Below are 9,643 nucleotides of genomic sequence, written 5' to 3'. Positions count from 1 at the left end.
TTCGAACCCCTGTTACCGCCGTGAAAGGGCGGTGTCCTAGGCCTCTAGACGAACGGGACACATAGGAACTAACCGATATTTTGATTGCTGGTTTTGAGCAAATGGCATCCCGTAGGGGATTCGAACCCCTGTTACCGCCGTGAAAGGGCGGTGTCCTAGGCCTCTAGACGAACGGGACACTTAGGCACTTATGGATTTTTGGTGGAGCTAAGCGGGATCGAACCGCTGACCTCTTGCATGCCATGCAAGCGCTCTCCCAGCTGAGCTATAGCCCCTTAATCCATTGACTTTGCTTTAATATAAAAAGCGCAGCCGCGTATAGAAAAACTCTGTTAAAAGGCTTTCCCTCAACGCGGGGCGCATTCTATGTAGCTCGACTTCGCATGTCAACAAAAAATTATGAGTTTTCTCGTTTATTTATAAAATTAATGGCTAAGTCGATTCGTGCTAATGTTTTTTCACGTCCTATTAAACTTAATGTAATATCTAAAGACGGAGAGTTACCTGCACCGGTAACTGCAACTCGAAGTGGCATACCAACTTTACCCATACCCACTTCTAATTCTGTTGCAGTATCATTAATGGCTGCATGAATGGCTTCTTCCTGCCAATCTGCTAATGCAGTTAATTTAGCTTTGACTGTTTCAAGCGCTTCTTTTGCAACAGGGCGTAAATGTTTTTTAGCTGCGCCGGCATCAAATTCAGCAAAATCTTCATAAAAATAACGTGAAATTTCCACTAGTTCTTTTAGTGTTTTAACACGATCAGCCTGTGCTTTAATTACTAAATCAAGCTCTGGACCTTGGCTGATATCTAATTCTTGATCAACCAAATGCCATTTTAATTCTTCTTTAATACGCTCAACCGGTAAGGTTTTTAAATAATGTTGGTTTAACCAAATTAATTTGTCTGTATTAAAGGCTGATGCGGCTTTGTTGATGTCTTCGAGTTTAAAATACTCAATCATTTCAGCTACGCTGAATACTTCCTGATCACCATGTGACCAACCTAAACGCACTAGGTAGTTTAATAATGCCTCTGGTAAAAAGCCGTCATCCCGATATTGCATTACGCTCACCGCGCCATGACGTTTTGATAATTTTTTACCATCGTCACCTAAAATCATAGAAACATGCGCATAAGTTGGAACTGGAGCACCTAAAGCTTCTAAAATGTTAATTTGGCGAGGGGTATTATTTATATGATCTTCACCACGGATAACATGCGTGATCCCCATATCCCAGTCATCAACCACAACGCAGAAATTATAGGTTGGAGAACCGTCTGAACGCAGAATAATTAAATCATCTAATTCTTTATTCGCAATTTCAATTTTACCGCGTATTTTATCGTCAAAAATAACACTGCCTTCTTGCGGGTTTTTAAAGCGAATAACATAAGGCTTGTCTGTTGGGTGGTCGTTTCGGTCACGCCACATTCCATTATAACGAGCAGACTGGCCAGCTTGCATTTGCGCTTCACGCATGGCTTCTAATTCTTCTGCTGTACAAAAGCATTTGTAAGCTTTGCCTTCATCTAACAATTTTTGAATGAGTTCTTTGTAACGATCAAATCGTTTTGTTTGATAATAAGGACCTTCATCCCAAGCCAAATCAAGCCATTTCATCCCATCCATAATCGCTTCTATCGCGGGTTGAGTAGAACGCTCTAAATCGGTATCTTCAATTCTAAGGACAAACTCGCCCTGATTGGCTTTTGCAAATAACCATGAATAAAGCGCAGTTCGAGCGCCACCAACATGAAGGTAACCGGTAGGACTAGGTGCAAATCGGGTTTTAACTGTCATTATTATTCCTAATAATTGTTCATAAAATAAGATAGCTATTTAACGAGTCTAAATAGCAAAATAAAATTGTTGGCTCATTTTATCAATCCCTTGCTCAGTTTCCTAATTTTGCGGCTTAATTTAGCTAAAAATTATTTTGTATTAGTTAAAGGTCGATTTTTATTCGTTTGTGTTTGAAATTTAATCGTTTAACGATTTTTAACTGAATATCGGATATTTTTTTATATTTTTTATTGACAGTATCAAACGCATCCCTATAATGCGCACCACACACAGCGACAGAGCACAATCTGTTAATGTATCGGACGCTTAGCTCAGTTGGGAGAGCATCGCCCTTACAAGGCGAGGGTCACTGGTTCAAGTCCAGTAGCGTCCACCAATTTTTATATATAGTGGACGTTTAGCTCAGTTGGGAGAGCATCGCCCTTACAAGGCGAGGGTCACTGGTTCAAGTCCAGTAACGTCCACCACTTTTCTTGATTTCTCTTAGGACGCTTAGCTCAGTTGGGAGAGCATCGCCCTTACAAGGCGAGGGTCACTGGTTCAAGTCCAGTAGCGTCCACCATATTCTGATTTATTCCAAACCAATTAAGTTCTGTAGTTTATAATAAACAAAAACCTTATAGTTCCTTTTTTATGGTTAAAATTTTTAAATCTAATCCGCATATTAAATCTACAAAACCCAAGAATATTGAGCTTGATATAAATGGCTTGGATCATTTAGGCCGAGGCGTTGGTCGGTTAAATGGTAAAGTGTGTTTTGTGCGTGGGGCGTTGCCGCAAGAGCGGGTCACAGCCAGAATGATTGATGATAAAAAACAGTTCATTCTTGCCGATTTAGTTAAAGTAATTCAACCTAGCCCTGATCGGGTTAAACCAGAATGTAAGTGGTTTAATCAGTGTGGCGGCTGTCAACTCCAACATTTATCTGCGGATAAACAGCTTGTTGAAAAACAACACAGAATTACTCACGATTTTGCTAAAACCGGAATAGATAATTTACCTTGGCAACCCGCACTAAGTGGTGAGCCGTGGGGCTATCGCACCCGTACTCGTTTATCGGCTTGGTATGAAGGTAAACAAGATAAATTAAGAGTGGGTTTTCGCCAATTTAACAGTAAAAAATTAGTCGAAGTTGATACTTGTTTAGTGATTGCACCGCAATTTAGCAGCCTATTGCCACAATTAGTGCAGGTATTGAATCGACTGACAGATAAAAAACAAATTACTCACCTTGAACTGAATTCTGCCAGTGAGCATAAACTCATTGTTCTGCGGGTTTTAAAATCTTTGCAGACAACTGATTTAGCAATATTAGACAGCTTTGCCAGCGAGCATAAACTTAGTATCTTTTTCCAATTTGATGATCATCGATTTGAAGCATTAAATAATACTCAAGCTGAACTTTTTTACCGAGTTGATGATCTAATAATCAATTTTGGCTTAGGTGATTTTACTCAGGTAAATAGCCAGCTTAATTTGGCCATGATCAAACAAGCTATTAATTGGCTTGAATTAAATGATTCAGATGTCGTATTAGATTTATTTTGTGGTTTAGGGAATTTTACTCTGCCAGTGGCACAAAAAGTGCAAAAAGTGTTAGGTATAGAAGGCAGTAAATTGATGGTTGAAAAATCACAAATTAATGCAAGCGTTAATAAACTGACTAATACTCAGTTTATTGCTCGTGATTTGAGTTGTGAAGATGCTTTAGATGAAGTCAACTTATCGGAATTTAATAAAATTATTTTAGACCCATCACGAGAAGGCGCTCAGACCATAGTGCAAAATAGTCACAAATGGGATGCAAACTTGGTACTATATATAGCATGTGAACCAAGTGCTTTAGTCCGCGATAGCCAAACCTTAATAAATAATGGTTATACAATGGCAAAAATTGGACTAATTGATATGTTTACTCAAACTTCGCATATTGAAACAATGGCATTATTCAGCCGAGGTAAGGCCAAATAATACCAACACTAGTTGATAAATAAATGGATTAATAATGGTTTCAGTTCGACAGTCACATAATAAAAATAACGAGTTTCCGAGCTTTTCTGAATGGATAGCTAATCTGGACTTTTCTGATGAGTCCAGATTAAAGGCTGTCACTGATTGTCATCAATACATTCAAAAAATTGATGATAGCGCATTATTAATCAGTATTTCCCGCGAGCTGGTTGAAATCCTTAATACTTTAAATATGGACGGTGATACGCTGATTGCCGCTATGCTTTATCCATATTGGCAAAGACAGCTTATCTCTGAAGCCGAAATTATTCAGTATTCTTCAAAAACAGTTTATGCCTTGGTACACGGGATTGAGCAAATGGCTGCAATCCGGTTTTTAAATAAACAACGTAACGATTTACCTTCTGAACAAGTCGATAATATTCGCCGTATGTTATTGGCTATGGTTGAAGATGTTCGAGCTGTTGTGATTAAACTAGCTGTTTGCATTATTGAATTGCGACTGGCTAAAAATGCAGACGAAGAAACGCGTGTATTGGCCGCAAAAGAGGCCTCTACGATTTATGCGCCACTGGCTAACCGTTTGGGCATTGGTCAGTTAAAGTGGGAAATTGAAGATTATTGCTTTAGATATCAACACCCTGAAACCTATCAACGCATTGCCAGCATGCTGGATGAAAAGCGTAAAGATAGAACCAGCTATATTAAAAACTTTGTAAGTCAGGTTAAAACTGAGCTGGAAAAAATGGAAGTGGAAGGTGAGGTATTTGGCCGACCTAAACACATTTATAGCATTTGGAAAAAAATGCAAAAGAAAGGACTCAGTTTTGAGCGATTATTTGATATTAGAGCGGTGCGGATTCTTTGTCATTCAGTAAAAGATTGTTACGCGGTTATGGGTGCTATTCACATGAAATGGCGACCAATTTCAAAAGAGTTTGATGATTATATCTCAGCCCCAAAACCAAATGGCTATCAGTCAATCCATACTGTGGTGATAGGACCAGAAGGAAAAACCGTTGAGGTTCAAATTCGTACTTATCAAATGCATGAAGACTCAGAGCTTGGTGTAGCGGCTCACTGGCGCTATAAAGAAGGCACAGCCAATGGCAAAGAAGACAGTTATCAGGAAAAAATTAACTGGCTTAGAAAATTATTGCAATGGCAGGAAGATGTTAATGATGACAGCAATATGCTGGAAGAATTACGCAGCCAAGTATTTGAAGATAGGGTTTATGTATTTACTCCTAAAGGGGATGTAATTGATTTACCGCAAGGCAGTACACCGCTTGATTTTGCATATTATATTCACAGTAATGTTGGCCATTGCTGCATAGGAGCAAAAGTTTCGGGCAGAATTGTTCCTTTCTCTTATGAGCTGCAAAACGGTGATCAAATAGAAATCTTAACCAGCAAAGAGCCTAATCCTAAACGAGACTGGTTAAATGCCAATTTAGGTTATTTAAAATCTAGTCGAGCCAGAGCCAAAGTCCATCACTGGTTTAAATTGCAGGATAAAGATAAAAATCTGGAAGAGGGTCGAGATTTACTTGAAAGTGAATTAAAACGCTCAGGTTTAACCTTGCAAGATGCAGAACCCGCAGTCAATCGGTTTAATTTACATAGCTTTAATGATTTGCTGGCAGCAATTGGGGCAGGGGATATTGGCTGTAATCAGGTAATTAACTTTATTCAAAGCCGCTTACAAAAATATCAGGCTGAGGAAGATAAAAAATTACTGGATAAGCTGGAATCTACAACGCCACCTAAAAAAGTTACGGATAGTGCTTCCGGTATTATTGTTCAAGGGGTAGGTAACCTACTCACTTATATGGCTAAGTGTTGCCAGCCGGTAAAAGGGGATGCTGTGACGGGTTATATTACGCATGGTAAAGGTGTATCAGTACACAGAACCGACTGTGACCAGTTGGCTCAAATGCTAGATCAGCACTCAGAGCGTCAGGTAGATGTTGAATGGAGTGGTAGCGACTCTAAAGGATCTAGAGTGACAGTTAGACTGATTGCAACAGACAGAGCCGGTTTATTAAGAGACATTACGACCATTTTAGCAAATGAAAAAGCTTATGTTTTAGGGGTTCAAAGCCATTCAGATGAAGATAAACAAGAAGCGGCAATTGATATTGCGATGTCAGTACCTAATTTAGACAGCTTAACCAAAGCATTAAGTAAATTAAGCCAAATACAAGGTGTATTTGAGGCTAAGCGACTACACTAACGGGATCAGCATGTCAGAGGTTAAAATAGAGCAATTAATAGGTATTATGGCGCAGTTAAGAGACCCTAAAACTGGCTGCCCATGGGATTTAAAACAAAACTTTCAAAGTATTATTCCTTATACACTTGAAGAAGCTTACGAAGTGGCAGATGCCATTGAACAGCAAGATTTTGCAGAGTTAAAACTGGAACTGGGTGACTTATTATTTCAGGTTGTTTTTTATTGCCAGTTAGCAAAAGAAGAAAATAAATTCGATTTTAAAGATGTGGTGGATGGCGTTTGTGAAAAGCTTATTCGTCGTCATCCGCATGTATTTTCAACTGCCCAACTCTTAACAGAAGAAGCCATTAAAGAAAATTGGGAAGCGGAAAAAGCCAAGGAGCGGGCAGCTAAATTAACAGACGCTAATGCCAGTATTTTTGATAATGTGCCGCAAGCATTACCCGCTTTAACCAGAGCAAAAAAATTACAAAAACGCTGTGTTAATGTCGGTTTTGATTGGCCCGATGTTAAAGGTACTTTAGAAAAAGTAAAAGAAGAAATCGCAGAGCTGGAAGATGAGTTAAATCGAGCAGAAATGGCTGAAGATAAGGTAGCCGAAGAGCTAGGCGATTTAATGTTTGCTTTAGTGAATGTTAACCGGCATTTGAAACTTGATCCGGAAATGACTTTAAGAGCAGCTAACCAAAAGTTTGAACAACGTTTCAGGTATGTTGAGCAACTGGCAAGCGAGCAGCAAAAAACACTACAAGATATGAGTCTGGAGGAAATGGATTACTTGTGGGAAAAAGCTAAGTGTGAGATAAAGAAAAGGAATTAATTGTTTATTTATCAAACATAATCTATTGTAAATAAAAATATTTTAACAATGGGAGATAACTAAGGTGTTCAAAAGCAATAAAATTATTTTTGCTTTGATATTCGTTTTTTTAATTTATCGAGTTGTAGAGCTAGCTTTACAAGACGAAAAGGAAGAAGAACACTCTTATGCCCAGCAACCTAAAAAAAGTAGAAATAATAACCAGACTGCAAGCCAAGAAAGATTTCTAACAGAGCGTTTATCTGAGGATATGCCAAAAATTTATTCTTGGCAGCGGTTATTACAAATCTATGCTGCACAGAGTGAAGATGCATTTAAAAGCTACTTAAGCGAATGGTTTGAAAATAACCCTGTTCAATTGTTTAATAAAGCTTTTTTAGGTTATAAAGGTGGCGTTCTAACACCAATTCAATCTGATATTATTCAAGAATTTACACTATATCATGGTGACCAAACGCTATCGAAGTTAGATATGTTGTTGGCTGATGGGATTAGTTCGGCAATGGAACTCATTGTTTGTAAAACTTATATTGGTACAAAGCCTCAGTCAAGAGAAGTTTGGTTAACTGAAAATATAACAGATAAAAATATTTTAAAGCAGTGTTTTAACTAAACGTATGATTTATTTATCATTGCTATTGAATTTATTTCATATTGCCCTTACTTCTTAAGTGTAGATAGATATATTTTGCTTCTTTTCTAAAAAGAATTGATCTATATTAAAGTTATTAGTCAAATTTACCTTGAGTTTGACTCTGTAGTTAAGGTTGGTCTGAATGTATAAGTTTGTTGCTTTATTCAGTTTATTAATTAGTTTAAGCTTTGCGCCTGCGCACAGTGCCAACCAATCTTACACGCCTAATGATTTCCAACAAGCTATTACGCTTGAATCCGCCGATACCAGCTTCTTTGATGTAAATGATGATAATCAGGCTGTTTTACCTGAAACGATTGCGGTTCAAGTTAATCGTTTAATTATTGGTAAAAGTTTTGTCTGTATTCCAGCGTCTCAAAGCAAAGCTGTTTTTAACCAATCAATAAGAGCACCACCTCAATTTTCATAACACCACACTTTTATTTAATTTTTTCTTAGATATTTGGAGTTTGTTATGAAAACTTTAGCATTACACTCAATTGATAAAGTCGATCATTTAGTTCAACCTGAAGAATTTCAGGAAGTGACTTTGCACTCAAGTGCATTAGATATTTTTACTGATTTTAAAAAACACCGCGCATTAATGATTGATGCTAATACACTGGCCGTTGAAGCAGAGCAGGAGATGATTCGCTCTCATGTTAAAATGAAGCTAGTGGTAGACGAAGACAAAGAATTTGTTGGTTTAATTAGCTTTGACGATATTGCCTCACAAAATATTGTTAAATTAGTCGCTAATGGTTATCAACGTAGCGAGTTAACCGTAGCTGATTTAATGACACCTCGTAGTATGATTAAAGCGCTTAACTACGAAGATGTTGCACATGCTAATATTGCAAATTTAATTGATACTTTGCAATTAAATGGTGTGCAACATTGTTTAGTGGTTGATTCTGAAAAACATCATATCCGTGGTGTGATTTCGGCCAGTGATATCGCCAGAAAATTAAAGCTGTCTATTAGCGTGAATAAAGCGCCATCTTTTGTCGATATTTTCCGCGTGATCAGAGGTAGCTTTTAAGCGATTAACCGAGTTATTAATCGGTAAAAATAATTACCTGAAAAATTAAAAGTCACACATAAAAAAACCGATGATTGATCATCGGTTTTTTATTGACGAAAAATGTAATTATTTTTAAAGGATTACATTTGCGACTGTAAATAGTTGGGTAAGCCCAGCATTTTAATAAGTCGCAATTGTTGTTCTAACCAATAAGCATGGTCAACTTCGGTATCGTCTAATAAAGTCACCAGCATGTCACGAGTGACATAATCCTGCTCTGTTTCGCAAAGGCTAATTGTTTGCTTTAATAAGTTAGAAACTGCGTATTCTACTCTCAGATCACTTTCAAGCATAGAAGGGACATCGTTACCTATCACCAAACCGTCACGGGTTGTCATATCTGGTGTACCTTCTAAAAATAAAATACGCTCGATGATGGCTTTGGCATGGCCTTTTTCATCATCAAACTCGTGGCTTATCCGCTCGTATAGTTTGGTTAACCCCCAATCAGCATACATTTCTGAATGAATAAAATATTGATCCATCGCGGCAAGCTCATTGGCGAGCAATCTGTTTAATGCATCAATTACATTTTTTGAACCTTGCATAATAGCCTCCGGTTATAGTTGAGCTTGCAGGTATTTTTCAATACCTAGGTTGTCGATTTGATATTGCTGAGTTTCGAGCCAATCTACATGCGACTCTTCATATTCCAAAATTTCTTCAAGCATTTCACGGCTTACAAAATCTTGATTTTGCTCACAGCAGACAATTGCCTCTTTTAATAAAGGTAATTGATCTTGCTGAAAAGCTAAATCACAGCTCAACATTTCTTGGGTATCTTCGCCAATGCGTAGTGAACCAAGACGTTGTAAATTTGGTAAACCTTCTAGTAATAAAATTCTTTCAATTAAGTCATCAGCCTGTTTCATGTCTTTAATTGATTTTTTGTAGTCCACTTCATTTAATTTTTTTAAGCCCCAGTTTTTAAACATACGGGCGTGTAAAAAATATTGGTTGATTGAAGTTAGCTCTGCGGTGAGAACTTTATTAAGGTATTCAATAACTTGTTTGTTGCCTTTCATGGCGTCACCTCAATTGATGAAAACGGTTAAATTTAAGACTGAAAAAAGTATAGAGTAAAAAAA

The 9,643-nt window shown here is 37.6% G+C and carries 9 protein-coding genes and 5 tRNA genes; 9 read left to right on the top strand and 5 right to left on the bottom strand.

The features are described from left to right. Window positions 1-102 precede the first annotated feature (102 nt). The 3 genes from N7931_RS10830 to gltX form a co-directional block, all read right to left on the bottom strand. Window positions 103-178 (bottom strand) — tRNA-Glu (locus N7931_RS10830). A 21-nt stretch (window positions 179-199) separates the two neighbouring features. Further along, window positions 200-275 (bottom strand) — tRNA-Ala (locus N7931_RS10825). A gap of 122 nt (window positions 276-397) precedes the next feature. Next, window positions 398-1,807: a glutamate--tRNA ligase gene (gltX, locus tag N7931_RS10820; protein WP_262793992.1), complete on the bottom strand. Its 1,410-nt coding sequence runs from the start codon at window positions 1,805-1,807 to the stop codon at window positions 398-400. Between the two features lie 303 nt (window positions 1,808-2,110). On the opposite strand from gltX, the gene N7931_RS10815 reads away from it, so the two are divergent. The 9 genes from N7931_RS10815 to N7931_RS10775 all read left to right on the top strand — a co-directional run bounded on the left by N7931_RS10815 (window position 2,111) and on the right by N7931_RS10775 (window position 8,513). After that, window positions 2,111-2,186, top strand: a tRNA-Val gene (locus tag N7931_RS10815). Between the two features lie 15 nt (window positions 2,187-2,201). Then, window positions 2,202-2,277, top strand: a tRNA-Val gene (locus N7931_RS10810). Window positions 2,278-2,296: 19 nt separating this feature from the next. After that, a tRNA-Val gene (locus tag N7931_RS10805) sits at window positions 2,297-2,372 on the top strand. A 71-nt stretch (window positions 2,373-2,443) separates the two neighbouring features. Then, complete coding sequence (gene rlmD, locus N7931_RS10800) at window positions 2,444-3,781, top strand: 23S rRNA (uracil(1939)-C(5))-methyltransferase RlmD (RefSeq protein ID WP_262793990.1); 1,338 nt, start codon at window positions 2,444-2,446, stop codon at window positions 3,779-3,781. Between the two features lie 34 nt (window positions 3,782-3,815). Next, a complete protein-coding gene (relA, locus tag N7931_RS10795; RefSeq protein ID WP_262793988.1) occupies window positions 3,816-6,017 on the top strand; it encodes a GTP diphosphokinase in 2,202 nt (733 codons plus the stop codon). Window positions 6,018-6,027: 10 nt separating this feature from the next. Further along, on the top strand, window positions 6,028-6,837 hold the full coding sequence (gene mazG, locus N7931_RS10790) for a nucleoside triphosphate pyrophosphohydrolase (RefSeq protein WP_262793987.1): 810 nt from the start codon (window positions 6,028-6,030) through the stop codon (window positions 6,835-6,837). Between the two features lie 64 nt (window positions 6,838-6,901). After that, entirely contained in the window at window positions 6,902-7,450 is a 549-nt protein-coding gene (locus N7931_RS10785; protein ID WP_262793986.1) for a hypothetical protein, read from the top strand. Between the two features lie 163 nt (window positions 7,451-7,613). Next, entirely contained in the window at window positions 7,614-7,901 is a 288-nt protein-coding gene (locus N7931_RS10780; RefSeq protein ID WP_262793985.1) for a hypothetical protein, read from the top strand. A 45-nt stretch (window positions 7,902-7,946) separates the two neighbouring features. Continuing rightward, the gene (locus N7931_RS10775) at window positions 7,947-8,513 is read left to right on the top strand and encodes a CBS domain-containing protein (protein WP_262793984.1); all 567 of its coding nucleotides are present in this window, start codon (window positions 7,947-7,949) and stop codon (window positions 8,511-8,513) included. Window positions 8,514-8,635: 122 nt separating this feature from the next. On the opposite strand, the gene bfr (N7931_RS10770) is transcribed toward N7931_RS10775, so the two are convergent. Together bfr (N7931_RS10770) and bfr (N7931_RS10765) are read right to left on the bottom strand one after the other, a co-directional pair. Continuing rightward, complete coding sequence (gene bfr, locus N7931_RS10770; protein WP_262793982.1) at window positions 8,636-9,103, bottom strand: bacterioferritin; 468 nt, start codon at window positions 9,101-9,103, stop codon at window positions 8,636-8,638. A gap of 12 nt (window positions 9,104-9,115) precedes the next feature. Further along, window positions 9,116-9,580 carry a bacterioferritin gene (gene bfr / locus N7931_RS10765; RefSeq protein WP_262793980.1) on the bottom strand — a complete coding sequence of 155 codons (465 nt, stop codon included), beginning with the start codon at window positions 9,578-9,580 and terminating at the stop codon, window positions 9,116-9,118. Window positions 9,581-9,643: the final 63 nt, after the last annotated feature.

Source organism: Catenovulum sp. 2E275 (assembly GCF_025515275.1).
Classification (GTDB): Bacteria; Pseudomonadota; Gammaproteobacteria; order Enterobacterales; family Alteromonadaceae; genus Catenovulum.
The sequence above is the reverse complement of the archived record's forward strand: the minus strand, read 5'-3'. Positions and strand labels throughout refer to the sequence as shown.

Coding starts and splice junctions, on each gene's coding strand:
- N7931_RS10775 (WP_262793984.1), top strand. CDS start 7,947: ATGAAAACTTTAGCATTACACTCAATTGATAAAGTCGATCATTTAGTT.
- bfr (WP_262793982.1), bottom strand. CDS start 9,103: ATGCAAGGTTCAAAAAATGTAATTGATGCATTAAACAGATTGCTCGCC.
- N7931_RS10780 (WP_262793985.1), top strand. CDS start 7,614: ATGTATAAGTTTGTTGCTTTATTCAGTTTATTAATTAGTTTAAGCTTT.
- rlmD (WP_262793990.1), top strand. CDS start 2,444: ATGGTTAAAATTTTTAAATCTAATCCGCATATTAAATCTACAAAACCC.
- bfr (WP_262793980.1), bottom strand. CDS start 9,580: ATGAAAGGCAACAAACAAGTTATTGAATACCTTAATAAAGTTCTCACC.
- mazG (WP_262793987.1), top strand. CDS start 6,028: ATGTCAGAGGTTAAAATAGAGCAATTAATAGGTATTATGGCGCAGTTA.
- relA (WP_262793988.1), top strand. CDS start 3,816: ATGGTTTCAGTTCGACAGTCACATAATAAAAATAACGAGTTTCCGAGC.
- gltX (WP_262793992.1), bottom strand. CDS start 1,807: ATGACAGTTAAAACCCGATTTGCACCTAGTCCTACCGGTTACCTTCAT.